The sequence below is a fragment of the Alteromonas sp. ABV4_515 genome, from assembly GCF_056160345.1.
In genome coordinates, this window is sequence record NZ_JBSWWZ010000007.1 from 254,085 (window position 1) to 280,743 (window position 26,659).

The following is a 26,659-nucleotide window of genomic DNA, read 5'->3' on the forward strand; positions in this document are numbered from 1 at the left end:
TCAAGGTGTTACGGCAGCAAGACCGGGCCGTTCTTTAAGGTAACTCTGCAGCATCTCATTGAACTGGCTGACAAACTCGGGTGACACGCTGTATTTACTGAACATGAAATGCACGTTTTGCTTTTGGATAATCTCGTTACCTAGCGTTAATGCAATATCATTTGAGTCGGCGGTAAACTGTAATACTGCCGTGTCATCCAGAATCAAATCCACACGTTCACGCTTAAGAAAAGCCAGTCTTCGCTTTACATTTTCCAAATGGATAAGCTGATTGGGAAAGCGTGAAGCGATTTTCTCTTCAAACTCACTGCCATACCAGCCGCTGGTATTGAGTGCCAGCGTGCGCCCTTCGCTTAACAGTTGAAACAGTGTTTTTCCCGCAAACTCGCCTGCGCGCTCGGGAATATACGCGAAGCCGATAAACTCAGCGCGATACGGTATCGAGAACAGGTTATTACGTTGTCTGTCTTCGTTACGCGCGGCGCCGACTACGATATCAATGCCACCCCGGGCAATTTGTTCACCAACCCGTCTTTCAGGGAGCGGATAGCTTTGTAAGTCGTAGTGCATGTGGGCGAGTATCTGTTTTAACAGTTCGTAATCTTCGCCGGTAAGCACATCATTCTGGTGGTAAATATAAGGCGGCCAATGTGCCGCACTAATCCCCAGAGTAGGGGCATAGTCTTCAGCGGCATTGATTTGGGGAGTACAAACTAATATGGCCAGCATGCTGAACAGCAGCTGGGTAACACTTCTAACAGACACGTTCAATTCCATTTGTTGTGAGTGTGCGATCACTCGTCTTCGTTAAACCTACCGGCAATTAGCGCTTCTACAGCATCCATTGCTGCTTCCGCATCAGGCCCTTCAGACACCACGACTACCTGTTCGCCCTGGTGGCTTTCCATCATCATTAATCCCAACACGCTATTGGCATTGGCCTGTTTGTCACCTTTGTGCAAGGTGACTTCAGCATCAAACTGATTGGCCAACTGAACCAATTGGGTTGCCGCTCGGGCATGCAAACCGAGTTTGTTTACAATTGTCAGTGATTTCTCTACACGCATTACTTACTTTGCTCACGGTGCCTGATTTGTACATCAGGGTGGTTTTCACGGAAATTCTTTGCCAGCGATTCTGCTACGTAAACAGAACGATGCTGACCACCGGTACAGCCAATGGCAACGGTAACATAACTGCGATTATTGCGCTCGAGGTGAGGCAACCAGGTAGTGATTAGGTTCTGGATTTGCCAGATAAACTTCGTCACGATGGGCTGAGAGCTTAAGAATACCTGCACAGGCGCATCAAGGCCAGTAAGATGTTTTAAGTCTGGCTCCCAGTGTGGATTGGGAAGGAAGCGGGCATCAAACACGTAATCAGCATCTTTTGGAATACCGTGTTTAAAGCCAAACGATTCGAACACCAGTACGAGTCGGGAGCTTTTTTTTCCAAGAATACGCTCACGGATGAGTTCTGCGAGCTGGTGAATACTGAGTGAGTCGGTATCAATATTTAAATCGGCACGCTCAGCAATGGGAGCCAGCAGCTCTTTTTCTGTTTGAATGGCATCCGACAACGATTTATTCAAACGTGCCAACGGGTGCAAACGACGGGTTTCACTGAAGCGTTTCAGCAGCATGTCATCGCCCGCATCGATATACACAATGGTCACGGTCCAGGATTCTGGCAAGTAGTCGAGAATTTCTACCAGTTCGGCAGGATCTTTAGGCAGGTTACGAACATCAATGCTCACTGCAACCTGCTCGTACTCGTCGGCGACGGTATGGGTGAGTGCAGGGAGTAGATTAACCGGGATGTTATCTACGCAATAGTAACCGAGGTCTTCCAGCGCCCGTAATGCGACGGATTTCCCTGAACCGGAACGACCACTGATGATAATGAGCTTCACGTTTTTCTCCTGAAATACCGTGTTAACGCAGGCGTTTACAATAACTTACTGTAATGCGCGAATAATATCATCACTTGTATCAGCTTTTCGGATACTTTTTATTGTCTCTTTATCGCTAAGCTTGCCAGCAACCATGGCGAGCGTTTGCAGGTGACCGTCAGTTTGTTCCTGCGGTACCAGAAGGGTGAAGAAAATATCGACGGGTTTATTGTCTATGGCATCGAAATTAATGGCTGGCGTAGTGGTTACGACAATGGCAATCACTTTTTCGAGACCGGCAAGGCGACCATGAGGAAGCGCTATACCATTACCAATCCCTGTGCTGCCCATGCGTTCACGTGCCATCAAGGCACTTAACACCGTGGCTTCATCGATATCTGCGTTGTTTTTAGCGGCAATCCCACTGATGATTTCGAGGATGCGCTTTTTACTATTGCACTGGACCGCACATTCAGTGCGATCCAGGCTAACTATGGCTTGTATATCCATGAATTCAATTAATGCTTTTTAAGCTTTTCCTTGTGTTTCAGAACCTGCCGGTCGAGCTTATCTACCATACTGTCGATAGCTGCGTACATGTCTTGATTTTCGGAAGAGGCAAAGACCTCTGCGCCACTGAGGAAAACCGTTGCTTCTGCTTTCTGATTAAGTTTTTCGACATTCAAAATTACGTGCACATTCGATATGTGGTCGAAGTGACGTTCTAGTTTACTGAATTTCGTATCGACATAGGTACGCAAAGAATCTGTGATCTCAACATGATGACCAGTAAGGTTTATTTGCATATTTCGTCTTCCTTATTTTGAGCAGCCCATTAAATGAGGCTTTTGCGTTGGTTAGACGGCGGGATCGATAGGGACTCCCGGTACTTTGCTATTGTTCGCCGGGCAACCATGATGCCTTGATCGGCCAACAACGAAGCAATCTTGCTGTCGCTCAGCGGTTTGCTTGGCTTTTCAGCAGCAACCAGCTTTTTAATCAGTGCGCGAATCGCTGTGGATGAACACTCACCACCGGATTCTGTGGCCACGTGGCTTGAGAAGAAGTACTTCAACTCAAAAATGCCTCGAGGCGTATGCATGTACTTCTGGGTGGTAACCCGGGAAATGGTTGATTCATGCATATCTACCATTTCTGCGACATCGTTCAGCACCATTGGTTTCATCATTTCAGGGCCATGCTCAAAAAAGCCCATTTGTTGCTGAACAATGCAATTCGCTACTTTAAGCAGGGTGTCATTACGGCTTTCAAGGCTCTTGATAAACCATTTCGCTTCCTGCATATGAGAGCGAATAAATTGTGAATCGCTGCTGTTGCGGGCCTTACGGCTCATAGCGGCGTATTGTTGGTTAACACTTAACTTCGGCAGGCTGTCTGGATTGAGTTCTACTACCCAACGGCCGTTTTTCTTCGCCACAGAAACGTCTGGAATAACGTATTCTGGTTCCTTAGTGATAAGTGCACTACCCGGACGCGGATTCAGCGTTTGCAGTAGACGCATAGCTTCACGAAGCTGGTCTTCTTTCAGGCGCGTTTTTCGCATCAGCGTTCGGTAATCTTTGCTGCCAAGTAAATCGGCGTGTTCTCTTAACAGCAATCTGGCTTCTTCCAGCCAAGGGGTATCGGGGGCGTATTGCGTTAATTGCACCAGTAAACACTCTTGTGGTGTACGCGAGCCAGAACCGATTGGGTCGAACAACTGGATGCGCTTGAGTACGCATTCCACTTCATCTTCTTCTACCGGTTCTTCCATGTCTTCACTGTTCACGCTTTGCAGAATGTCTTCCACGGTAACAGTGAGGTAACCCGATTCATCAATCGAGTCGATGATGGCCAGCGCGATAGCGCGATCGATGTCTGAGAACGGCGTTAAGCGCATCTGCCAAAGCAGATGGTCTTGAATATTTTCGGTGGTTTCACCTTGGAAGATTTGCTCGTCATCACCGCCGGCAGGGCCGGGGGCAGGCGCAGAAGACGCAGAAATGTATTCGTCCCAGGTGCTGTCGAGAGGGAGTTCATCGGGCAGGTCATTTTTTTCCAGCGCTTCGCCGGTGTCCATGCTTTCCGAGGCTGACGCAGATTCAGGCATGCTGTCGTCGTTATCGAGATTATTCTTCTCAACAACATCGTTGTCTGAACTGTCGTCCACTTCCAGTAGCGGATTAGAATCCAGTGCTTCCTGAATTTCCTGTTGTAAATCCAGCGTCGACAATTGCAATAGTTTGATCGCCTGCTGAAGTTGCGGCGTCATTGTCAGTTGTTGACTAAATTTTAGCTGTAAAGATGGTTTCATCTACGTCTTATATTAACTCTGAAAAAAGTATCTGGCTAAAGCGGCGATTTATTATTCTTAAATTGCGGTTTGTTATGCCCGATAACTTAACTATAGCCTGAATTGCTCACCTAGGTATACATCTCGAACTTTTTGATTACTTAATACCTGTTCTGCGGTGCCCTGAGCAATCAGTTCTCCATGACTGACGATATAGGCTTCTTCACAAACATCAAGGGTTTCCCTTACGTTGTGATCGGTAATCAGGATGCCTATACCTCTGTCTCTTAAATGTTGAATGATCTTCTTTATATCATTAACCGAAATTGGATCAACTCCGGCAAAGGGTTCATCAAGCAAAATAAATTGCGGATTAGCTGCTAAGGCTCTGGCAATCTCAACCCGGCGGCGTTCACCACCCGACAAACTCATACCTGTACTATTACGTATATGGTTAATATTAAATTCATCAAGTAGCGCGTCGGCTTCTTCTTCACGCTGATGGCTTTTTAGATCCTTACGGGTTTGCAAAATAGCCATGATATTTTCATGTACCGTGAGCTTTCTGAATATCGATGCTTCCTGCGGCAGATAGCCAATGCCGCGACGTGCACGCTCGTGCATCGGTTCATGCGTTAGCTCATTGTCGTCGATATTAATTTTGCCTTTATCCAGCGGCACCAACCCCACAATCATGTAGAACGTGGTGGTTTTTCCAGCACCATTAGGGCCCAACAAACCCACAATTTGGCCGGTAGACACAGAAAGGCTTACATCGCGCACAACCTGACGAGATTTGTACGACTTAGCCAAATGGCTCGCGGTTAAGGTGGCCATTACTGATTGTCACCTTCGTTGTCATCGCTTTTCTTTTCGTCTTCAGACAGCCCTTTTACAGTTTCTGGCTGAAATACCGTGGTAACACGACCACTGCTTGAGCTGTCACCGCCCGTGGCAAGAAGCTGCTCTTTGCCCATGTCATAACGAATGCTATCGCCTTGAACCATGCTGCTATCTTGCTGAATTTGTGCCTGACCTTGCAGGGAAATGAGCTTTTTGGCAACTTCGTAACGAATTTCATTGGCGCTGGCTTTTACCTGTGCACCATCGTCCATGGTTTGTGAATAGCTGGCCGGTTCGCCATAGGCCACAAACACTTCTTTGCCGTCACCATCGCTGGCAATAACCTGAACTTCATCGGCGGTGATCACCAACGAACCCTGGGTAATCTTCACGTCTTCTTTAAAGGTAGATGTTTTCTTCTTGCCGTCAATGAACTGCGACTTCGCATCAACTTTAATTGGCTTGTCGAAATCTGTGTTGTCGGCCAAGGCTACTGTGGGCATTACAGCAACAGAGATCGTTGTTATCAGGCTAGCTGCCAGGGGAATAAATCGTTTGAACATGATCTATCAACTCATATTGTTGGGTACGCAGGTTTGCATTAAAACCATTGCTTTTGATGATGGTCTGAACACCGCGGATATCAACAGGTTGATCGGATGTCATCGTTTTATCATCCAGATTAACCTTAATGAAATCAGTTGTAATGGTCTGAACGAACTCGTCAGGATTCAGACTCTTAATCAGCACATTATCTTCTAACTGAATGAGATCGTCATTATATAATGTGCCTTTATCTGCGGTTACCTGCCAGGGAGCTTCATTTTCCGCAGCATAGACAGTGTATTTGGGTTGACTGAATAACACAAAGCCAAGCTGGTCGTAATGTTCCATTGAAGCGGCGTACACTTCGTGATTCACCTTACCTTCATCGTTGTACAAGGTGGTGGTGAGGTTTTTGGCCTTATAAGCCGGGCGTAACGCACTATCACTCATCGACTGAGCGGGTTTTTCATCTTCGGCCATCCACACGGGCATGTACATCAACAATGCCATCACAAACAGTGCGGAAATACTGAGGCCTAATCGATTCATATACTGGCACCGTGAATCATATCCAGCGTACCCACCGCTTGCATAATCACATCACACACTTCACGCACAGCGCCGTATCCACCAGGCTTCGTGGTGATCCAGTTTGCTTCACGGGTAACCGCGGGGTGGGCATCTTTAACGGCAATTTTCGTTTCTGCGTACTTGTACATGCCTAAATCTGGCATGTCGTCGCCAATGGCCGCAACTTGTTCGGGGCTCAGACCAAGCTTCTGGCATAAATCGGCCATGGCATCGGCTTTGTTTTCCTGGCCTTGAATGATGTGTTTAACGTTCAGCGCTGTCATGCGGTTTTTCACAATGGCTGAGTCGCGACCGGTAATCACTGCCACTTCAATGCCGCTGTTAATCAGCGCCTTAATGCCATAACCGTCGCGGGTGTGAAAGGCTTTCAACTCTTCTCCGTCGTTGCCGAGATAAATACGGCCGTCAGAAAATACGCCGTCTATGTCGCAAACCAACAGTTTGAGATTCTTCAGCTTTTCAAATCGCTCTTCACTGATAACGCCGTAAAAGGTGACTTCATGTCCCATTAGAGCACTCCTGCTTTCAATAGCATATGCATGTTGAATGCGCCGACAGGTTGCCTGTTCTCGTCGACAACCATAAGCGCGTTAATTTTGAACTCTTCCATCAGGTTCAACGCTTCCACTGCCAGCGTTTCGGCGCGGGTTGTTTTGCCGCCACGCGTCATCACCTGAGCTACTGGCGTAGCATGAATATCGGTTTTCGCATCCAGAATGCGGCGCAGATCGCCGTCAGTAAAAATACCTGCGAGCTTGTTGTGTTCGTCAGTGATACCCGTCATGCCCAGCCCTTTAGAAGAGATTTCAAGCAGCGCTTCAGAAATGGTGGCAGCCGATGTGACCAAGGGCAGTTCATTACCCGTCATCATAATATCACGGACTTTTAATAACAGTTTACGGCCAAGGCTACCGCCCGGGTGCGACAATGCGAAATCGTCTGACGTGAATCCTTTGGCATCCAGTAACGCAATGGCGAGTGCATCGCCCATCACCAATGTGGCGGTGGTACTGGATGTTGGTGCTAGGCCTAATGAACAGGCTTCTCTTTCCACGCTGATGTCTAATACCACATCGGCATGTTGCCCTAATGAACTGTGGGCGCTGTTCGTCATGGCAATAACAGGCACGTTCAGCCGCTTCACTACCGGCAACAAGTTAACCAGTTCGCCGGATTCGCCTGAATTGGAAATAGCCAACAGCACGTCAGACTCACTAAGCATACCCAGGTCACCGTGATTCGCTTCACCAGGGTGCATAAAGAACGCCGGTGTACCGGTGCTGGCTAGGGTGGCTGCAATTTTGCGGCCTACATGACCGGACTTACCCATGCCACTTACCACCACTTTTCCTGTGCAGCTTGCGAGCATTGCGCAAGCGGCTTCAAAGGTGGCATCCAAACGCTCGGTAAGGGCGGAGATCGCCTGAATCTCAATATCGATAACCCGTTTAGCCGAGGCAATATAGCTAGAATTATTCATTTATCCGTTTTCGCTTGTTCGTAAATACTTACCCGAATAGCCAGTACTGATAACCAAGAAAGCATAAAACAAAAATAGCACCTTCAAGGCGACCAAGTTGTCGCTTACCGATGAAATTAAAGCTTAAGAAGAACAACAGCACGGTAAGGCCAAACATCACCCACATGTCACGGTTGTACACGTTCTCATCTAACGGGCCTGGCGCAATTAACCCTGGCATACCAAGCACCGCCAACAGGTTAAAAATGTTCGAGCCAATCACGTTACCTAATGCTAAATCACTTTCACCTTTCAGCACGCCAGCAATACTGGCGGCCAGTTCGGGTAAGCTGGTACCGAGGGCAATAATCGTCAGACCAATCACCAGGTCTGAAATTCCAAAGAAGTGGGCGATATCTACGGCCGCTTCTACCATGAAATGTGCGCTTAACGGCAACAATACAAGTCCCACGCCTACCCAAAGTACCGCCGAGCCGGTATTTACGCCTTCGGGAATTTCGCTGTCGGTGTCTTTTACCAGCGGGTCTTCTTTATCTACCTGCAGTGAAATCCAGGCCATAGCGGCGAGCACGAACACGAACAGGCCGAACAGAATCATACCTTCAAAGTGCGCTAACTTACCGTTATTCAGGAAGAACATGGCAAGAACGGTAACGCCAAGCAATACCGGAAATTCGCGTTTGAGGGTAGAGGAAGACACCACTAAGGGTTTTACCAGGGCAGTGATACCCAGTACCAGGGCTACGTTGGTAATGTTTGAACCCAGCGCATTCCCCACCGCGGTATTCATATTACCGTTCGAGGAAGCAATGGCAGAAACCACAATTTCAGGAGCAGATGAGCCCATAGCAACGATGGTTAAACCAATCATCATGGGTGAAATGCCAATATTTTTCGCCAGTGCAGAGGCGCCGTACACAAAGCGGTCAGCACTCCAGCTAAGTACAGCAAGTCCCAGCAGGAAAATGCAGATAGAAAGTATCACAAGTTACCATTCGTCTTTTGTTTTTTCGGATTGTCGCAAAAAGCGCGGCATTTGCCTATGCTTTCGATAGAATACGCACGTTTTGCATAATTCGATGTTTAAAATCTATTCGAAATGGAAAAAGCGAAAGCCCGGTCAGGTTATTGAGGGGGTAACCCCTTTAACGCGGCGTTCGTTGATGTATTCAATCTGCGATATTTCTATTGTTGACCTGTATCAGCATTATCAGTGTGATGAATCCCCGATTTGGTAAAAAAATGTCAGCATAGCGCATTGGTTGCTGTGTGCTTGTATGCTGCGTGATGACAACATTACGTTTATGACATCCGACTTGTTTTCGCGCTGTTTGGCGCGACATTTGCTGAATCTTAGATTATTTGCATGTAAAGCCGGGCAATCGTCCAAACTTACATACGAATAATCGAAAAATGCGAACACAACTTGTAACTTTTTCGTCTTTTGTCGGAATTAGTAAAAAACGTACAATGACCTCATGGTGGTAAAAGCCGCAACATCTGGCTCAGTAACGAATCTGAAAGGAAGGCAAGTCTTCAATATATGGGAAATTTAGTAGAAATAGACAACATGACATTCCGTCGCGGTGAACGCGTTATCTATGACGGTGTGTCGATTGTTGTCCCCAAGGGCAAGATTACCGCGGTAATGGGGCCTAGCGGAATAGGTAAAACAACGCTGTTAAAACTGATCGGTGGTCAGTTAGCGCCTGAAAAGGGTGACATCCGTTTCGACGGCGACAGCATTGTTTCGATGAGCCGCAGCGAGCTGTATAAAACCCGTCGCCGAATGAGCATGTTATTTCAAAGCGGCGCGTTATTTACCGACATGACAGTGCACGATAACGTGGCCTTTCCGCTGCGTGAACATACCAAGCTAGATGAAAATATTATCAGCACTATTGTCGCTCTTAAGCTACAGGCTGTGGGCTTACGTGGCGCTGCGCAAATGAAACCGAGTGAATTATCAGGTGGTATGGCCCGTCGCGCGGCGTTGGCCAGGTCTATTTCCCTCGACCCCGATCTCATTATGTATGACGAACCGTTCGCCGGTCAGGACCCAATCTCCATGGGTGTGCTGGTAAAGCTTATCCGCGAACTTAACGATGCACTGGACCTTACCAGTATCGTGGTTACCCACGATGTTACCGAAGTACTCACCATCGCCGATTACATCTACATTCTTGCCGATAAACGTATTATCGGGCAGGGCACAGCAGACGAAATCAAAAACAGTGATTCTGCGCTGGTACAGCAATTTTTGAAAGGCGAAGCCGACGGCCCGGTGCCGTTTCATTATCCTGCTGCCGATCTCAACGAAAGCCTGTTTGGAGGTAAAGCATGAACTTCTTCCAACAGGTTGGGGCAAATACACTGGCCCGATTAACGGCAATTGGCCGCGCCGCACTTATGCTGTTTGGTGCCATATTCGCGATGCCGTCGCTGAAAAATATCCCGCTCACAATTCGTCAGGTTTACGTGGTGGGTGTGCAGTCGCTGCTTATCATTGTGGTGTCGGGTTTGTTTATCGGCATGGTAATGGCATTGCAGGGCTATACCATTTTGGTTGGCTATGGCGCAGAGGGCAGCTTGGGACCCATGGTGGCGTTATCGCTGCTGCGTGAATTAGGCCCTGTGGTTACCGCGCTATTGTTTGCCGGACGCGCCGGTTCTGCGTTAACCGCGGAGATTGGCTTAATGAAAGCCACAGAGCAGTTATCCAGCCTTGAAATGATGGCCGTTGATCCACTTCGTCGTGTGGTCGCGCCACGCTTCTGGGCCGGTTTGTTTTCCATGCCTGCACTCGCCATGATCTTTAGTGCTGTAGGTATTCTTGGCGGCCACTTAGTAGGTGTTGACTGGCTGGGCGTAGATAGCGGCAGTTATTGGTCGCTCATGCAATCCACCGTAGAACTTCAGAAAGATGTCATAAATGGGGTATTGAAAAGCCTCGTGTTTGCCTTAGTTGTGACCTGGATTGCCATTTTTAAAGGATATGATTCGGTTCCGACATCAGAAGGCATCAGTAAAGCCACGACGGAAACCGTTGTATTTTCATCATTAGCAGTATTAGGGCTGGACTTCGTGCTCACCGCCCTGATGTTCGGAATAGAGTAAGTAGAGAGTAAACATGAATAAACATAAAACGGAATTGATGGTTGGGGTGTTCGTAGTACTAACAGTCGCGGCTGTTTTGCTACTGGCGCTGAAGGTGGCCAACCAAACCATGACCAGTTCAGGTGATACCTACCAACTCTATGCGAAGTTCGACAATATCGGCGGCTTGAAAGAGCGTTCCGCCATTAAAGTGGGCGGTGTAACCATAGGTCGCGTAACCGATATTCATTTAGATAAAGAAGATTATACCCCCGTAGTAACGTTGAGTATTTCTACCGATTATGAAGGGTTCCCAGAAACCAGCTCGGTTTCTATTCTGACATCTGGCTTGCTAGGCGAGCAGTACGTCGGTTTTCAGCCAGGATTTTCTTTCGACGGTATTGAAGAACTGAAAGACGGTGACTATCTACAAGACACTAAGTCGGCGTTAGTGCTGGAAGACCTGATTGGACAATTCCTGTTCAATCGCGGTGGTAACGACAGCAATAACGGCGAGTAATTGAAACATTTTTTATGTGTCGCGGTCTTTATTAATGCGGCACTCAGGATATTTAGTTTAGGAGAAAGACAGTTGAAAAAGTTCTTTTTAATTGCCGGCGTATTGATTGCCAGCCTGTTTAACGTAGCGCAGGCGCAAGAAATAAACGAACAAAACCCATATGAGATGGTGAAGGATGTCGGTAATCGCACCTTCGACCGTATCAAAAACAGCCAGGATGAAATTAAGAAAGATCCTGAAGTATTACGCACCATCATGAAAGAAGAACTGCTTCCTCACATCGATTATCAATTCGCAGCATTTAAAGTACTGGGTCGTTACTTTACCTCACTGCCTAAAGATAAAATGCAGGAATATGTACAAGTGTTCAGACAGTATCTGATCACCACCTACGCGGTAGCCATGGGGTATTACGACAATCAAACGGTTACCTTTGAGCCGGAAGCCGATTTCGCGGGTAAAAAAGCAGTAACCGTGCGCGCCATCGTGCAAGACACGGGTCGTCCAGATATCAAAGTGGCTTTCCAAGTGCGTAAAGACTCAAAAACCAATGAATGGAAAGCGTACGACATGTCTGCGGAAGGTATTAGCCTGCTCGACAGTAAGCGTAGTGAGTTCGAGCCTATCTTACGTCAGGAAGGTATCGACGCCATCTTAAAACTGATGCGCGAGAAAATTGAACAACCCGTGGGCGAACAGGTACAGGAAGCTCAACAAAAGGAAGATGCGTGAATCTATTTCAGCTAGGTGAAAATGGTATTGTGCATATTCACGGTAACCTCGACCGTGATACACTCGCTAAAAATTGGTGGGACATGTTAAGTGCCACTGAAAAGTCCTCTTTGGTAAAGGAAGGGCGATGCGTTCTTGATTTAGGGGACGTAGAGCGAATCGACAGTGCCGGGCTTGCCTGGTTGATTAACGCAGTGTGCGACGGCAAGGCAAGCAATGTAAATGTTGTACTTGCCAACGCGCCGGAAAAACTGCTTAAGCTGGCTAAAATCAGCGATGTTGATACCCTTTTGCCGGTAGAGTAATTTTCCCGTATCCCGACGGCATGGCCGTCTTCAAAGTTAGCGAATTGTTGGCGAAATTATGGAATTAGCAGAAATCGAAGCGTTATTAAAAGAGAAACTGAACCTTGCAGAAGTGCACGTGAAAGGTGAAGGGTCTCACTTTACGATTATTGCTGTGAGCGATAGCTTTAGTGAAATGAGTCGGGTTAAACGTCAGCAAGCCGTTTACGGCCCACTGCAAGACAAAATCGCCGACGGCTCAATGCACGCCATTTCAATTAAAACCTTTTCCGAAGCAGACTGGCAGCGTGAGCGTCAGTTCCATTTACCCCAGTAAGGTTTCCTTCTCCTGTGGATAAACTCATAATTAAAAAAAGCCCGCCTCTGAATGGTGAGGTGCGCATAAGCGGTGCAAAAAATGCGGCATTACCGCTGCTAATGACGCCACTGCTGACTGACGACTTATGTCGTTTCACCAATGTGCCTGCATTGCGTGACATTAATACTACCACTGCACTGCTTAAAGAACTGGGTGCTGAAGTGGCGCGCCCAGGTGCTAATGAAGTTACCATTAATGCTTCAACATTAAACAGCGTAACCGCGTCGTACGACCTGGTGAAAACCATGCGTGCTTCTATCCTGGTTCTAGGCCCGCTGCTGGCTAAGCAAGGTAAAGCCAACGTGTCGTTACCGGGTGGTTGTGCCATTGGTGCACGTCCGGTGAATCTACACCTTTCCGGCTTAGAGTTGATGGGCGCGAAGATTGAAGTCGACGAAGGTTATATTCGTGCTGAAGTAGATGGCCGCTTGAAAGGCGCGCGCATTTTCATGGACATGGTAAGCGTTGGCGCGACAGAAAACCTGATGATGGCGGCAGCGCTGGCAGACGGTACTACCGAGCTTGAGAACGCGGCTCGCGAACCGGAAATTGTCGACCTGGCAAACTGCCTGAATCAAATGGGCGCAAAGGTAAGTGGTGCGGGTACCGACCATATCACCATTGAAGGTGTTGAAGCCTTGAATGGCTGTGATTATCGAGTACTGCCTGACCGCATTGAAACCGGTACATTTCTGGTAGCCGCTGCGGTATCTGGCGGTAAAGTAAAATGCTTAGAGGCTGCGCCAGAGACCTTAGAAGCCGTGTTAAATAAACTCCGTCAAGCCGGTGCAACCATTACCACAGGCGATGATTGGATTGAGCTGGACATGGAAGGCCGCAAGCCAAAAGCGGTTCAGGTAAAAACCGCACCGCATCCTGCTTTCCCTACCGACATGCAAGCCCAGTTTATGACATTAAACTGTGTGGCAGAAGGTACGGGCGTGATCACTGAAACGATTTTCGAAAATCGCTTTATGCACGTGCCAGAGCTGCAACGCATGGGCGCAGAAATCTCTCTGGAAGCCAACAGTGCGTTGTCTAAAGGCAGTTCGCGACTAAAAGGTGCGCCGGTAATGGCCACTGACCTTCGCGCTTCAGCCAGCCTGGTGATTGCCGGTTTGGTGGCTGAAGGCGAAACTCACGTTAGCCGTATTTATCACCTCGACCGGGGTTATGAATGCATTGAAGAAAAGCTGAATGGCTTGGGCGCAGATATCGTGCGTGTAAAAGAGTAAGTTTTACAGTAAATAGCAAAACGCGCAGCAATGTGTGTAGTTTAAGAAAAATGAGAAATGGCGCTATTCCCTATTTAGGAACAGCGCCATTTTTTTATGTCTACGGGGGCGTTCATCGGCGCAAACCTGACGAATTGGCTAATCTGGTCTATCTTGTTATTGAAGGTTTCAATTATGGGGCAGAACGTCCGAGGGCGCCATGTACACACCACAAAAGTGCAGTACGCAAAATTCATTAAATTTTAATGAATTACTGGCTCGGCCTGTCAATTATTTACCGTTTATGGTACATATACCAAAGTCTGAGTTGTTGTTTTCTTTCAGGGAACCTTCAGCAAAGATGAAAGGAAATAAAAATAAAAGATCCAAAGGCACTGGTATAACGGTAAAAGAGGTAGACAATACTACCCGAACACACCTCGTACGCAGTGGCCTGACGAATCCATTTCAATTTGTTTGTATCGACACAATACAAGATATGTGGTTCAGGGAAGTGTCAAAAATAATGGATAGAATTGATTTTATTGGGGTTCGCGCGTGAGTATTTCTTTTTCGCTTAGTCAGCAATTTCGGCGTGTGGTGAGCACAGATCCGAAAGATGCTATACCTGCTGTACTGTTCAGTCTTATGGTGGCAACGATTGTTTTTATCGGAGAGCCGCCTTATGCACTGGCCAAAGAGTCCAAACCGGACAATACGGCGCAGGCAGGCATACATTGCAAAGATGGTAGCCAATGTGAATACATAAAAAACCGGAGTTAACTCCGGTTTTTTTATGTCTGTTAATTTGTCATCGTTACGAAATGCGCGTTTAAGGTGCCGCACCTAACTCAGCCACTTCTGCTGACAGCATAATGTTCTCGCCATCGCGGCTAATATTCAGTTCTAGTGTGGTTCCCGGCACCGTTTCGGCAATCATATCCAGGGTTTTCGATGCGCTTTTTAATTGAATACCATCTATAGCCAACAGCACATCATTTTTACGTAAACCCGCTCTTTCAGCCGGTGAGCCTGTGGCCACGGCCGTTACGGTAATGCCCGGCGCTCCGCGATTTTCTTGCCCCACAAAACCCAGCTGACCACGAATCACTTTACCGTTCTGGATAATATCGGCCATGACTCGTTTTGCCAGTTCATAAGGAACGGCGAAGTTGATGCCATCTACGTTGCGCACGCCATTACGGGAATCGCGTACCTGGAAGTTAGCATTGGTGATGCCTACCAGCGTACCGTTGCTGTCGACCAATGCGCCGCCAGAGTTCCCCTGATTAAGTACCGCATCGGTTTGAATAAAGTCGACATAGTTCGATAAGCCATTTCGTCCTGCGCGACTCACAATGCCGTTGGTAATGGTTTGGCCTAAATCGAAGGGATTACCAATGGCCATCACCACGTCGCCCACATGCAGGTTTGATTCATCAGTTTGCGGGATCACGTGCAGGTTGTCGGCATCGACTTTCAGTACCGCTAAATCGGTTAGGGCATCGGTACCCACAATTTGTGCTTCAAGTACACGACCATCCTGAACCGCAACAAAAATACTGTCGGCATCAGCTACCACGTGGTTACAGGTAAGCAGGTAACCGCTTTCGGTCATGATCACACCCGAACCCAAACTCGCACGTTCGCGGGCGCGATTACGGAATAAACCGGTGTCGTTTTCAATGCTAACGCTATAAATGTTTACCACAGCAGGCGCAGAGCGGCTAATGGCTGAATAATGGGATTCACGGGGAGGCAAGCCACTATTGGCAGAGAACAGGTATTCGCTGAATCCTGCACCGTTGCGTAATGCTGGCATGAATAAAAGCATCAGTGCCGCTACAACGATACCGAGAACAATAGATTTAATAACGAATACGATGAATTGCTTACCTGCCACGCCGGTCTATTCCATGTTGCCTCAGGAACGTCCTGCGAGGCGAATTTTGAAGAATGTTAAGGATATCATTTTAACCCTTTAATACCAATGCGGCGGAGAATTTAACAAAAAAGGCCGGAAAAATTTCCGGCCTTTAGAAGTTATGGTGTTGCTGCTTAGCGGATCCTGCTTATCGAATAATCACTGCCAGCGACGCTTTGCCACGTTTGATGTCGAGTACCAGCACGTCGTTACCGGAATCGTCGAGCTTATCGCGGAACTCAACCACCTTGGTTACGCGCTGTCGGTTAACACCAACGATTACGTCGTCGGGTTGCAGGCCAATACGGGCAGCAGGTGTGTTAGGGGTGATTTCTTCCACTTTCACGCCATCGTTACCGCTTTCGTCTTTACCGTTCACAAGCGTTGCACCTTCAAGTGCAGGGTGAATAGTGGCAGCGGTTACTTTGCTGTCGGCAGCATCGTCGAGCACAACGTCTACGGTTTTCTCTTTACCGTCGCGAATAATGGTTAATTCCACTTCAGCGCCGGCGCCCATGCTGGCAATTTTCGCTGCCATTTCACGGAAGCTGTGCAGGGCACGACCATTCACTTCGGTAATGATATCACGGGCTTTTAAGCCGCCTTTTTCAGCCGCAGAATCTGGCGTAACTTCTCGTACGAAGGCGCCACGGTTAGCGCTTACGCCCAGGGCTTTAGCGATACCGGCGTCTACGTCGCTACCGGTAATACCTAGCAGGCCACGGCGTACTTCACCAAATTCAGCAATCTGATCAACCAGGTTTTTCATCATGTTGCTAGGAATAGCAAAGCCAATGCCCACGTTCCCGCCGTTAGGGCCAAAGATAGCGGTGTTAATACCAACCAGTTCACCACGCAGGTTTACCAGTGCGCCACCTGAGTTACCACGGTTAATCGCCGCGTCGGTTTGAATGTAATCTTCATAACCACCAATATTCAGACCAGAGCGGCCCATGGCAGAAATTATACCGGAAGTAACGGTTTGCGACAGACCAAAGGGGTTACCAATAGCCACCACGTAGTCGCCTACACGCATGGAATCGGAATCCGATACCGGCAGGGCGGCTAAATCGTCTGCTTCGATTTTCAGCAGTGCGATATCGCTTTGCTCGTCAGAACCCAGCTTTTTCGCTTTAAATTCGCGACCATCGCTAAGTTTAACGGTAATTTCGTCGGCGTTGTCGACCACGTGGTTATTGGTAACCACATAGCCTTTGTCCGCATCAATGATGACACCGGAACCTAAGCCGCGGAAGGGACGTTCCTGCACTTGTTCCTGTGGGCCGCCGAAGAAATAGCGGAACATTTCAGGCACACGCTGGGTAGCAGTTTGTGTGCCTTCAACAGAAATGCTCACTACCGCTGGCATTGCTTCTTCAAGCATGGGGGCCAGCGAAGGCATTTCCTGTTTTTTATCATCGCCGAAGAAAGGTAACGCAGCACTCGCGCTAGCAGACATACCCATAGTACTGGCGACAACACTAGAGACAACCAACATCTGGCGTAGAGATTTCTTCATATTCGCTTACACTCCTCATGTTTCATGCGATTATGTTTACTTTCACTGACAGACTCAGACGAACGGGTAAAAGTTCCGAATTCTACTCTTTTTCTGCGGTAGAACGACCGGATGAACCGACAAACAGGCCGGAACCTGCATTCGCAAAATCCCGTGGCTGAGTTTCGGCAACCGTTACGGGTTTCGTCTTTTCTCTGCCTTGAATGTTATTACGTAAATACGACGTAGCCTGTTCACCGTAAAAAGGCACACTCGGCGCGTCTTCATCATCACCCTGGTTCAGCAAAGTTTCATAATCTGCCACTTGCTGTTTTAGTGCCTGGCACTGCTTCTCAATAGAATCAATAGCCTGGCGGGTTTGATGAATATGGTGAACAGCCTGTTGCGACATCAATTCCTTGAGGTTCTGCTCTGCCTGCTTCGATGAGTTTGAGGCACCATCCCGGGAACTCATAAAACGGGCTACGAAAAAGCCGATGATCAAACCAACAATCAACAAAGCAACGGGAATTAAAACGTCCATTCATTTCTCCAAAACGCTGCGCCGGGTAAAGTGGCGGCGCAGTAATACATATACTCAATGAGACTATAGCAATTTCTGAATGTGAATGCCCTCAGGTATTTACTCAAAGCTTTTTAATTTTCTGTAACCCAGACATAACGCTGATTTTTTCAGCTTTTTGTGGGTTATCCGCGATGTAAAACCTTATCTGACTTTCAGCATTGCTATATAATCGTGACTCATTTGAAGTAATACGGTGCTCGGCTGGTAGTCGACCAGTTTCACCTCGCATAAGACACAGCGCTGCGATTCTACCTGTATTTATTCGGAATTTAAGATCGGAATCTGATTTTTCAAGGAGGTCGGTGCAGCGGACCTTCAATTTATCTTGTATCGGGAGTAGTTTCGGCGATGACGCCCTGGGAAAAATATCAGCAAGACCTGCAGTTGCCCACGTTTAAACACGATCCTGCACAGGAAAATGCGGTTAAAGCATTGCAGCGTTTATACGACGACCTAACCGCGCAGAAAGCGCAAAGTGGCGGTTTCGGTGCCAGCCTGAAAAAACTGTTTGGCAAGCCAGCAGCGAAAGAGCCAGTAAAAGGCATTTATTTCTATGGCGGAGTAGGGCGGGGTAAAACCTATCTGGTTGACACATTTTTTGATTGTTTGCCGTTTGACAAAAAATCCCGGGTGCATTTCCACCGATTCATGCACCGTGTGCACGCCGAACTTAAAACTTTAGACAACCACTCCGACCCTTTGAAAATAGTGGCAGACCGTTTGGCCGATGAAGCCAGGGTTATTTGTTTTGATGAGTTCTTTGTTTCCGACATCACTGATGCAATGATTTTAGGCACGCTGATGGAAGAGCTGTTCGCCCGCGGCATCACGTTGGTAGCCACGTCGAACATTGTGCCAGACGAACTGTATAAAAACGGTTTGCAACGCGCCCGATTCTTACCAGCCATTGCGTTAATCAACAAATATACTGAAGTGATTAATGTAGATAGCGGCATTGATTATCGCTTACGTACCCTTGAGCAAGCGGAAATTTTTCATTCGCCGTTAGATGAAGATGGCGACAAGCACCTGCACATGTACTTCGACCAGTTGGCTCCTGAAAATCGTAAAAGCGGCGAAGACATTGAAATTAATAACCGCAAAATTCCCACGCGCAAAAGCGCCGAAGGTGTACTTTCTATTGAATTTGCAGCCTTGTGTGAAGGCCCCCGCAGCCAAAGTGACTACATTGAGCTGAGCCGCTGCTATCATTCTATTCTGCTGGCAAACGTGAAGCAGATGGGCGAAAAGAACGACGATACCGCGCGACGTTTTATTGCCATGGTAGATGAATTCTACGAGCGTCACGTAAAACTCATCATGACAGCCGAAGTACCGCTAGAAGAGCTGTATACCGATGGACGTTTAAGTTTTGAATTCCGCCGCTGCTTAAGTCGCCTAAAAGAAATGCAGTCGAGAGAATACCTGGCGCGAGAACACTTGCCGTGAGTTGTATGCAATGAGCGAGCAAGTGCCTTCCGGTCAGAAGCGGGGGCTCACTTCTGCGGACTTTCAGGCGAGCGCTGCAGACGGGTAAGCTTATCGCAAATGAAACCGTCTGCCGCAGGGATGCGGCAGCCGAGGCCCCATGGATGGGTTTACGCCGTGTTTCATTTGCGATAAGCGTCCCGGCAAGGAAGCGCTGCCCTGCCTCAAGTCACGCAAAACTGTTAACTCACCGGTAAAGTCGGTAAACTGCACAGCAATTTTTAAACTGTGCCTGTATTTTTTCCGCGGGCATCGTCAAGTAAAAGTAAGATACAGAGACCTAAGATGGGCAGAGCATTTGAAGTAAGAAAGAACGCCATGGCCAAAACGGCTGGCGCTAAAACTAAGGTTTATTCTAAATACGGTAAAGAAATTTACGTGTGCGCGAAGAACGGTGGTCCGGATCCGGATACCAACCTGTCGCTGAGGCGTCTGATGGAAAAAGCCAAGAAAGATCAGGTTCCAAGCCACGTAATCGAAAAAGCCATCGACAAAGCCGCTGGCGGCGCTGGTGAAGATTTCGTACCAGCACGTTACGAAGGTTTCGGCCCGGGTAACTGTATGGTTATTGTTGACTGTTTGACCGACAATAATAACCGTACCATTACCGACGTACGTAATTGCTTTACCAAAACTAACGCGAAAATTGGTGGACCTGGTGCCGTAGCGCATATGTTCGACCATCAGGCCATTTTCCAGTTTGCCGGTGACGACGAAGACACCGTGCTGGAAGCTTTAATGGAAGCCGATGTAGACGTAACCGAAGTGGAATGTGAAGACGGGAAAGTTACTGTTTACGCACCGCACACAGAATTCTACAGCGTAAAAACCGCACTCACTGAAGCTTTCCCAGACATCACCCTGGATGCAGAAGAAATCAGCTTCATTCCACAAACCGAAGTGGAAATCAGTGAAGAAGACATGCCTATGTTTGAAAAATTCATGGACATGCTGAACGATTGTGACGACGTGCAAGACGTTTACCACAACGCGATTACACCAAACTAAGCGTTATTCTACTGTGCAGACTTGCTGAATTGTCGGCAAGTCTGTCTTTTCCCGCTGTTTTTTGTTCTCTTGCGTGGTGTTTTTCATTACCATGCTACTATCTCTCACCATTTCTTAAGGTTTTCAGGTGCCCTGGAGCAGTCTTGCCTGTTTACTGGCGTTCGTCAGTGTTTTCGGGCTGTATCTACAATGGAAGACCCGCCGCAAAAGTCCGCTAAAGAATCTGCTTTTCTGGACCGCTTTTGTGGTGAGCGTGTATTGCTGGGTATTACTTGCCGGCGCTGAATTTGGCATTGTTTATGGTTTCGCCGTGGGAGGGCTTCTGGCGATAACCGTGGCTGTGGCTACCGCCGACTACAAAGACATTCGCGCCGATAAACAAAAGCTGCCTAAAAACCTTTCCGTGGGCAGGCATGTCTGGCTCAGAAACCTCGCTTATGCGCTACTCGCCGTGCCGCTCGCTGGCTACGCCGCTACAGTATCCACTACCTGGGTGAGTGCGTTATTCCTCGGGAATCCTACCAACCACATTGTTTTTGTGTACCTAGCGGTGCCTGTCGTGTGGGGCGCACTAGCCTTTGTCGCCTGTAGCTATCGCAATATCTTTCGTGGGGCAGCATTGCTTGGCCTGTTTGCTGTTATTCCTACCGTAGGGCTGATCTGGTTATGAGTTTATTGCCATCTAAAACCACCTCGCAAAAAGCCCTGCTGAGTCATAGTTGGCTAGGATTAGCCGCCGGTGCGCTGATGTATCTCATCTGCTTATCCGGTGCTTTAGTGGTGCTCAACCCATTTATTGAACGCTGGGAGCAACCCGCAGCAGAAGAATACAGCAGCATCGACATTGAAAAGCTGCAACACGCTTATGAAAGTGCACTGTCGAACGAGCAAGCCCCTGCAAATCATTTATTCATCATGCTGCCCACAGAGCAGAGCCCGCGGGCTAAAATTTCGTCGGGCAATGGCAGCTTTTATGTCAATCAGGATGGCAGCTTGGGGGAACAGGTTTCTCACGGCTTCATGGATATCATTACCCATCTTCACGTGTATCTGCACTTGCCTTATAACTGGGGCATGATTGTAGTGAGTGTGTTTGGTGTGGCGTTGTGCGCTCTTGTTATATCCGGCTTCTTTGCCCACCGTCGGCTAATAAAAGATGCGTTTTCATTTCGGATGAATGGCAGTAAGAGCAAACAGCAAACCGATATCCACAATCGTTTAAGCGTGTGGCTTTCTCCATTTCACCTTATGTTTGGCGTTACCGGCGCGTATTTCGGGTTGGCCGGATTACTCGCAACCTTTTATGCAGCCGTTTACTTTAATGGTGATGAAGCCGCCGTTAAAGATGCCGTTTACGCTGCCGAACCTGAACTGGCCCAGCCACTAGCGCCAGCGAATTTAACCGCAGCTATAGCAGAGCTTGCGCAGGTGGCACCAAATGCAAAGCCTTTTTATATCGCACTGGAAAAATTCGGCACACCCAGCCAGTACATGCTGATTGGCGCAACACTGCCAGAGCGATTGATTTACGCTGAACAATACCGCTTCGACAATCAGGGCAATTACTTAAGCAACGTGGGTTTCAGCGACGGTGAACCAGGACGTCAGGCGGTGTTCTCTGTGTTCCGGTTGCACTTTGGGCATTTCGGGCCGCTTGTGGTTCAGCTGTTCTATGTATTCTTAGGTATTGCGCTGTGTGTTATTTCGGTAACCGGCGTGAATATGTGGTTGGCAAAACGCAGTGGCAGTGATTACATCAACCATTTATGGACAGGCGTTGTGTGGGGTACACCATTGGTGATCATCACCTGCGCACTTATCGACCTTATCACTGGGTTCTCATCAATCTGGTTATTCTGGGGCGGGCTTGCGTTTACCTCATTTATCAGCTGGCGCTTTAAAGATCACCCGCGCAGCAAATGGCTATTTCTAGTATTAAGCTTTATTCTGGCCCTCGCGCTGGTGGTAACGCACGCCGCGCTGTTCGGTGCCAACGCCTGGCGGGGAGGCGCGCTTGTCGTGAATATAAGCTGGATTTCCTCTGCCGTGTGCTTCGCCGCCCTGGCCTTACTGGTAATAAAAGCCAGTCATCGCCGTTAATTGTCGCATCCGTTAACGTTCGCTGCTAGAATGCGCGCCGGAGCTGGCCTGGCAATCGCTGCTTTCGCAAGAAAGGGGAGGAAAGTCCGGGCTCCAAAGGGCAGGGTGCCAGATAACGTCTGGGCGGCGCGAGCCGACGACCAGTGCAGCAGAGAGTAAACCGCCTAAGCGCTTTTAGCGCCGGTAAGGGTGAAAGGGTGCGGTAAGAGCGCACCGCGCAACTGGTAACAGTTTGTGGCACGGTAAACTCCACCCGGAGCAAGACCAAATAGGCCTTCTATACGTGCGGCCCGCACGGAAGGCGGGTAGGTTGCTTGAGCCTGTGAGTAATTGCAGGCCTAGAGGAATGATTGCCCACGACAGAACCCGGCTTATGGCCAGCTCCCACTATTTTATTCTGTTTGCAGAATCTCCACTTTCTTATCTCTTTGATTTCCCGAAATAACCCAGTTGATTAATAATATAGTATTAGTTTAGATAATAAATCTTTGTAGAGAACTAATACAATTCAGGGTTTAATACGTACACAAATCGGTTAAAAAAATTGCACGTTATGCCTTGCTTACAATATGCTGGTGTACCGGCAACACTCACAACAAGTATTTACCCATAAGGAGATCTAATGGGACACGCTAAGTTAAGTATTCTTGCGACCGCAGTGGTAATAGGATTAACCGGCTGTGGTGGCGGCTCCAGTTCATCGGTTGAAGGCAACGTTCCTCCTGCGAATACTGCGCCGGTAGCAAATGCAGGTTCAGCTCAGACGGTAGCGCTGGGTGAAGAAGTTACCGTTTCAGGTTCTGCCAGTTCAGATGCCGACGGCGACGCGCTTACCTACGCTTGGGAAATTACCTCTGCGCCAACTAACAGTTCAGCGGCATTGAGCAGCGCTACAACTGAATCTGTTACCTTTACCCCGGATGTTGTGGGTGATTACACCCTTGAACTCGTGGTAAATGATGGCACCACATCAAGTACTGCAACAGAAGTAGTGATTACTGCTGAGTTTGTTAACACTGCGCCAACGGCTGAAGCCGGCGTTGATCAAGAAGCACAGCTTTCTGAAGTGGTAACGCTTGATGGTTCTGACAGTGACGACGTAGACGGTGACGAAATCACTTATTCATGGTCGCTAACCACGACGCCAGACGGTAGCTCTGCAGCACTGACTGATGCTGATTCAGTGATGCCAACGTTCACACCCGATGTAGCCGGTGAATACGTGGTTACGTTGGTGGTTAACGACGGCACTGACGACAGTGAAGCTGATACCGTAACCATTACGGGCGTAGTCGGTAATACCGCACCAGTTGCTGATGCAAGTACCGACCAAAGCGTGCTGATTGGCGACACTGTTCAGTTAGTCAATAACAGTACTGATGCCGACGATGACACCCTCACCAGCCAGTGGACGCTTACTGTGCCTTCAGGCAGTACTGCTGTACTGAGTGACGACACCGCAGCAGCACCTACCTTTGTTGCAGATGTTGAAGGTGAATACACCGCTTCACTGGTAGTGAATGATGGCACCGTAGAAAGCGCCGCTGATACGGTAAGCATCGACGCTATCACGCCAGAGCTGCTGTTCTTCCGTAAGAGTGGTTCTACAGATAATTACTTCCCACTGGCGCTAACCAGTACTGTGGGCGGTAATATTGAAGTAGTGATCAGTGAAGACCCAACGCCTGAGACGTACGCTATTCGTACCTACAGATTGCAAGCCATTGGCGAAGACTACACCATTGTAGATGTAACTGCTTACGACCAGCAGGACGTAGTTGTACCGTTCTTCGATGGCCTTGAAGACGGTCAGGTGATTGAAGCGGGTACAGAAGTTACGTTCTCTTTAAGCTCACCGTTAACGAACGGCGAAGTGACTACACCTACTTACACGTTCACGGTTGAAGAAACCGGCGAAACCTTTACAGCATCGTTCTCGTTCAGAACTACTGTAGAGTAATTACTTAGCGCTCTTAAAAGAGGGCGCTTAGCTGTGTGAAGATATTAAGATTGAAAGCGTGCTTTTCGAAGCACGCTTTTTTTATGGTTAGCGTTGTTGGTATTAACAACAAACCCGAGCGATAACACAGTAATAAACAACACCGGTAAAAAGAAAATACCTGTGTTGGTATCGAAAGATGACTGAATTAAAAACGATAAAATCGCTACTCTTATCCCTATCAGTAAGCCATCTGCTTCATTATTCCTGTTACGGAAAGCCGCTAAAAATAACAATCCCAAAGGCAAAGCGAGCAACGTAAAGCCGATGATGCCCGTACTCGCTAACGTTTCTAGGTAATCGTTGTGCGCCCGCTTCGACATCTTAGAAATACCGAGTTCCATAGGCTTGTACACATGCTGGATAAAAGGATAAGTGCCAGGGCCTGAACCGGTTAATGGATGATCGCTAATCACTCCTATCGCAGTCTGCCGTAAATAAGTGCGACCGTTATCCTCGAGCTGCTGGTTGGCAAATCGGTCGTAAACGGATGACTGAGAGAAAGCAAAACCAATAACCAGAAAGAGAGCTAAAACAGAAATAAGTAATTTAGCGGTAACAAAACGCTTAACGTATGCCCGGTTTCTGTAAATAAATAACAGAAATGTAATTCCCGCCCCGCCTACTAACGAAACTATGACGCCGCGGCTACTCGTATTAATGAGCGTTACCGCTAAAAGCAGTAACTGTATGTTTAGCAACGCTGAGTATTTACGATTACCTCTACTAACAATATTTTGCGTTAACAAACCTGCCGCCAACGCCATAGAAAGGGCGAGATACATAGCGTACTGATTCTTATAGCTAAAAGTACCGCGAATACCGTCTTTCCAGGCTAAATCCCACGGTGGAATACTGTCGACAATCTCGTATGCGCCATCACTCGCAAAATTGATGAAAGAATAAATCGCCGTGATAGTGCAGCCTGCGACAATGGCATTAGCAATAAAGTAGAGGGCACGTCGAGACCAAACCAGTAACCAAATAGTCCAGAAGAGAACAGGGATTGTGAGGAATTTAAACCATTCAATCAGCGAGGCCTGGTGATAAACCGACAAGTAATAGTCTGATGCCTTCCCCAGGTTATACCAATACAGTGTTTTCGGTGACATGAACTCCAGAACAGTAGCAGGCAGCTTTAACAGGTAGAGCGCGCACCACGCTAGCCAAACCAAAAAAGCGAGGGAAGTCCACTTAACCAGTCGGTTATTCCCCATTTTTACTGTTGCGATACTCACAGCAAAAAGCAACAAGGTACACCCAGAAAACAGCAGTTGCTCCCACGCTAAGTCAAGACCATGCAGCCAGGGAAATAAAATAAAAAGCACGGAGAAACAAAATATTAATGGCGTGTGCAGGCGATTAAGCGTCATTCGGTTATATCCACATTTTGTAGCAGCGACTTCATTGCCTCAGATGTTTTTCGGTTCGGCGATAACGACATAAAAGGAGCGACATTGCCTGAAGATGCCATTGCATTTAGTAGTACCTGTCGGGTTGGTGCCTGCCGTAAACCACTTTGGAGCATGGGCAAGCTCATCGATTGAATATCCTCTGGAAGCACGTTCCAGTGATGAATTATGTAAGGGCCAACATAGCGTTGCGTTTCTTCTTCATGAAGCCCTAGTGGAAGTCGCGCTCTTATCGTATTGAAAGTGGATGAAGGGGGAACCCCATTCACTTCAGCTCTGAGCACTTCGAGAGGTAAAGCCAAGTAACCCGTTGGTTGTATTTGATAGATTTTTGTCAATGCACCAAAATCTTGCTCTGCACCATTTTGGTTATTATTCGACGCACCAATGGATAACGCATTTAGGTTGTTTTTTAACCTATTTATAGTTTCATCAAGTTGCTTTTCATCAGTAGCAAGTGACTCGTCCGGGTAAATTATGTTCGTATCGCCAGAAATGCTTGAATGGTGATTAGGGAGTGGTTCTAGCTCACTTTTATTAGGCTCTATATCAAAATTTGTGACATCGATACCATAAATATTTAGTGACGACTGCACACAAAACAAACCAAAGAAAATTGCCATTATAGAAATAAGTATCTGAAAAGCCTTATTTACTTCAATTCTCATTTGCCCGCCATTGTCAGTATTTCTGTAACAGTGTTGTGAGATAGTATGTTGTCGCATCATCATGCATAAAAGTTAATGCTCAAAACAGTAAACGAAAGGTGTATCCT

At 47.8% G+C, this 26,659-nt stretch carries 30 protein-coding genes and 1 other RNA gene; 14 read left to right on the forward strand and 17 right to left on the reverse strand.

Annotated features, from left to right (window positions below; genetic code table 11):
* The 12 genes from ACXAGX_RS17510 to ACXAGX_RS17565 all read right to left on the reverse strand — a co-directional run bounded on the left by ACXAGX_RS17510 (position 1) and on the right by ACXAGX_RS17565 (position 8,629).
* Positions 1-765 carry a substrate-binding periplasmic protein gene (locus tag ACXAGX_RS17510; protein WP_474839875.1) on the reverse strand — a complete coding sequence of 255 codons (765 nt, stop codon included), beginning with the start codon at positions 763-765 and terminating at the stop codon, positions 1-3.
* Between the two features lie 29 nt (positions 766-794).
* A complete protein-coding gene (locus ACXAGX_RS17515; RefSeq protein ID WP_070123901.1) occupies positions 795-1,067 on the reverse strand; it encodes an HPr family phosphocarrier protein in 273 nt (90 codons plus the stop codon).
* The gene (gene rapZ, locus ACXAGX_RS17520; RefSeq protein ID WP_070123902.1) at positions 1,067-1,912 is read right to left on the reverse strand and encodes an RNase adapter RapZ; all 846 of its coding nucleotides are present in this window, start codon (positions 1,910-1,912) and stop codon (positions 1,067-1,069) included. The genes ACXAGX_RS17515 and rapZ overlap by 1 nt, the downstream gene beginning before the upstream one ends.
* Positions 1,913-1,957: 45 nt before the next feature.
* Positions 1,958-2,401, reverse strand: a complete 444-nt coding sequence (gene ptsN, locus ACXAGX_RS17525; protein WP_070123903.1) for a PTS IIA-like nitrogen regulatory protein PtsN — start codon at positions 2,399-2,401, stop codon at positions 1,958-1,960.
* Between the two features lie 8 nt (positions 2,402-2,409).
* Entirely contained in the window at positions 2,410-2,697 is a 288-nt protein-coding gene (gene hpf, locus ACXAGX_RS17530) for a ribosome hibernation promoting factor (protein WP_070123904.1), read from the reverse strand.
* Between the two features lie 29 nt (positions 2,698-2,726).
* Positions 2,727-4,205: an RNA polymerase factor sigma-54 gene (locus ACXAGX_RS17535; protein ID WP_474823292.1), complete on the reverse strand. Its 1,479-nt coding sequence runs from the start codon at positions 4,203-4,205 to the stop codon at positions 2,727-2,729.
* A gap of 90 nt (positions 4,206-4,295) precedes the next feature.
* Entirely contained in the window at positions 4,296-5,021 is a 726-nt protein-coding gene (gene lptB, locus ACXAGX_RS17540) for an LPS export ABC transporter ATP-binding protein (protein ID WP_070123906.1), read from the reverse strand.
* Positions 5,021-5,590, reverse strand: coding sequence for a lipopolysaccharide transport periplasmic protein LptA (gene lptA / locus ACXAGX_RS17545; protein ID WP_474839877.1), 570 nt, complete (start codon positions 5,588-5,590; stop codon positions 5,021-5,023). The genes lptB and lptA overlap by 1 nt, the downstream gene beginning before the upstream one ends.
* Positions 5,559-6,122 (reverse strand): LPS export ABC transporter periplasmic protein LptC, encoded by a 564-nt coding sequence (lptC, locus tag ACXAGX_RS17550; RefSeq protein WP_070123907.1) that lies wholly within the window; start codon positions 6,120-6,122, stop codon positions 5,559-5,561. Before lptC ends, lptA begins: the two co-directional genes overlap by 32 nt.
* Positions 6,119-6,673 (reverse strand): 3-deoxy-manno-octulosonate-8-phosphatase KdsC, encoded by a 555-nt coding sequence (gene kdsC, locus ACXAGX_RS17555; protein ID WP_474839879.1) that lies wholly within the window; start codon positions 6,671-6,673, stop codon positions 6,119-6,121. Before kdsC ends, lptC begins: the two co-directional genes overlap by 4 nt.
* Positions 6,673-7,644, reverse strand: a complete 972-nt coding sequence (locus tag ACXAGX_RS17560) for a KpsF/GutQ family sugar-phosphate isomerase (RefSeq protein ID WP_474839881.1) — start codon at positions 7,642-7,644, stop codon at positions 6,673-6,675. Before ACXAGX_RS17560 ends, kdsC begins: the two co-directional genes overlap by 1 nt.
* A 28-nt stretch (positions 7,645-7,672) precedes the next feature.
* A complete protein-coding gene (locus tag ACXAGX_RS17565) occupies positions 7,673-8,629 on the reverse strand; it encodes a calcium/sodium antiporter (protein WP_070123910.1) in 957 nt (318 codons plus the stop codon).
* A gap of 558 nt (positions 8,630-9,187) precedes the next feature.
* Between ACXAGX_RS17565 and ACXAGX_RS17570 the strand changes: the two genes are divergently transcribed.
* The 8 genes from ACXAGX_RS17570 (at position 9,188) to ACXAGX_RS17605 (ending at position 14,652) form a co-directional block, all read left to right on the forward strand.
* The gene (locus ACXAGX_RS17570; protein WP_474839883.1) at positions 9,188-9,988 is read left to right on the forward strand and encodes an ATP-binding cassette domain-containing protein; all 801 of its coding nucleotides are present in this window, start codon (positions 9,188-9,190) and stop codon (positions 9,986-9,988) included.
* Positions 9,985-10,761 carry a lipid asymmetry maintenance ABC transporter permease subunit MlaE gene (gene mlaE / locus ACXAGX_RS17575; RefSeq protein ID WP_474823316.1) on the forward strand — a complete coding sequence of 259 codons (777 nt, stop codon included), beginning with the start codon at positions 9,985-9,987 and terminating at the stop codon, positions 10,759-10,761. The genes ACXAGX_RS17570 and mlaE overlap by 4 nt, the downstream gene beginning before the upstream one ends.
* 13 nt (positions 10,762-10,774) lie before the next feature.
* A complete protein-coding gene (mlaD, locus tag ACXAGX_RS17580) occupies positions 10,775-11,260 on the forward strand; it encodes an outer membrane lipid asymmetry maintenance protein MlaD (RefSeq protein WP_474823320.1) in 486 nt (161 codons plus the stop codon).
* Between the two features lie 72 nt (positions 11,261-11,332).
* Positions 11,333-11,992, forward strand: coding sequence for an MlaC/ttg2D family ABC transporter substrate-binding protein (locus ACXAGX_RS17585; protein WP_474823325.1), 660 nt, complete (start codon positions 11,333-11,335; stop codon positions 11,990-11,992).
* Positions 11,989-12,297, forward strand: coding sequence for an STAS domain-containing protein (locus ACXAGX_RS17590; RefSeq protein ID WP_474839885.1), 309 nt, complete (start codon positions 11,989-11,991; stop codon positions 12,295-12,297). The genes ACXAGX_RS17585 and ACXAGX_RS17590 overlap by 4 nt, the downstream gene beginning before the upstream one ends.
* A gap of 58 nt (positions 12,298-12,355) precedes the next feature.
* Positions 12,356-12,613, forward strand: coding sequence for a BolA family protein (locus ACXAGX_RS17595; RefSeq protein ID WP_070123916.1), 258 nt, complete (start codon positions 12,356-12,358; stop codon positions 12,611-12,613).
* Between the two features lie 14 nt (positions 12,614-12,627).
* A complete protein-coding gene (gene murA, locus ACXAGX_RS17600) occupies positions 12,628-13,890 on the forward strand; it encodes a UDP-N-acetylglucosamine 1-carboxyvinyltransferase (protein WP_474839887.1) in 1,263 nt (420 codons plus the stop codon).
* A 537-nt stretch (positions 13,891-14,427) separates the two neighbouring features.
* Complete coding sequence (locus ACXAGX_RS17605; RefSeq protein ID WP_474839889.1) at positions 14,428-14,652, forward strand: hypothetical protein; 225 nt, start codon at positions 14,428-14,430, stop codon at positions 14,650-14,652.
* 49 nt (positions 14,653-14,701) lie between these two features.
* On the opposite strand, the gene ACXAGX_RS17610 is transcribed toward ACXAGX_RS17605, so the two are convergent.
* The 3 genes from ACXAGX_RS17610 to ACXAGX_RS17620 form a co-directional block, all read right to left on the reverse strand.
* Positions 14,702-15,703: a trypsin-like peptidase domain-containing protein gene (locus ACXAGX_RS17610; RefSeq protein ID WP_474823650.1), complete on the reverse strand. Its 1,002-nt coding sequence runs from the start codon at positions 15,701-15,703 to the stop codon at positions 14,702-14,704.
* A 238-nt stretch (positions 15,704-15,941) separates the two neighbouring features.
* Positions 15,942-17,312: a DegQ family serine endoprotease gene (locus ACXAGX_RS17615; RefSeq protein WP_474839891.1), complete on the reverse strand. Its 1,371-nt coding sequence runs from the start codon at positions 17,310-17,312 to the stop codon at positions 15,942-15,944.
* Positions 17,313-17,394: 82 nt separating this feature from the next.
* Positions 17,395-17,835, reverse strand: coding sequence for a ZapG family protein (locus ACXAGX_RS17620; RefSeq protein WP_474823342.1), 441 nt, complete (start codon positions 17,833-17,835; stop codon positions 17,395-17,397).
* A 390-nt stretch (positions 17,836-18,225) separates the two neighbouring features.
* Between ACXAGX_RS17620 and zapE the strand changes: the two genes are divergently transcribed.
* From zapE to ACXAGX_RS17650, 6 genes are all read left to right on the forward strand, one after another.
* Complete coding sequence (gene zapE / locus ACXAGX_RS17625) at positions 18,226-19,326, forward strand: cell division protein ZapE (protein ID WP_474839893.1); 1,101 nt, start codon at positions 18,226-18,228, stop codon at positions 19,324-19,326.
* 324 nt (positions 19,327-19,650) lie between these two features.
* Positions 19,651-20,373 carry a YebC/PmpR family DNA-binding transcriptional regulator gene (locus ACXAGX_RS17630; protein WP_474839895.1) on the forward strand — a complete coding sequence of 241 codons (723 nt, stop codon included), beginning with the start codon at positions 19,651-19,653 and terminating at the stop codon, positions 20,371-20,373.
* 127 nt (positions 20,374-20,500) lie between these two features.
* Entirely contained in the window at positions 20,501-21,043 is a 543-nt protein-coding gene (locus ACXAGX_RS17635) for a hypothetical protein (protein ID WP_474839897.1), read from the forward strand.
* Positions 21,040-22,473: a PepSY-associated TM helix domain-containing protein gene (locus ACXAGX_RS17640; protein ID WP_474839899.1), complete on the forward strand. Its 1,434-nt coding sequence runs from the start codon at positions 21,040-21,042 to the stop codon at positions 22,471-22,473. The genes ACXAGX_RS17635 and ACXAGX_RS17640 overlap by 4 nt, the downstream gene beginning before the upstream one ends.
* Before the next feature lie 39 nt (positions 22,474-22,512).
* Positions 22,513-22,862, forward strand: an RNA gene (gene rnpB / locus ACXAGX_RS17645) — RNase P RNA component class A.
* A 233-nt stretch (positions 22,863-23,095) separates the two neighbouring features.
* On the forward strand, positions 23,096-24,433 hold the full coding sequence (locus ACXAGX_RS17650) for a PKD domain-containing protein (RefSeq protein WP_474839901.1): 1,338 nt from the start codon (positions 23,096-23,098) through the stop codon (positions 24,431-24,433).
* Positions 24,434-24,477: 44 nt separating this feature from the next.
* On the opposite strand, the gene ACXAGX_RS17655 is transcribed toward ACXAGX_RS17650, so the two are convergent.
* Together ACXAGX_RS17655 and ACXAGX_RS17660 are read right to left on the reverse strand one after the other, a co-directional pair.
* On the reverse strand, positions 24,478-25,845 hold the full coding sequence (locus ACXAGX_RS17655) for an O-antigen ligase family protein (RefSeq protein WP_474839903.1): 1,368 nt from the start codon (positions 25,843-25,845) through the stop codon (positions 24,478-24,480).
* Positions 25,842-26,552, reverse strand: a complete 711-nt coding sequence (locus tag ACXAGX_RS17660; RefSeq protein ID WP_474839905.1) for a hypothetical protein — start codon at positions 26,550-26,552, stop codon at positions 25,842-25,844. Before ACXAGX_RS17660 ends, ACXAGX_RS17655 begins: the two co-directional genes overlap by 4 nt.
* Positions 26,553-26,659: the final 107 nt, after the last annotated feature.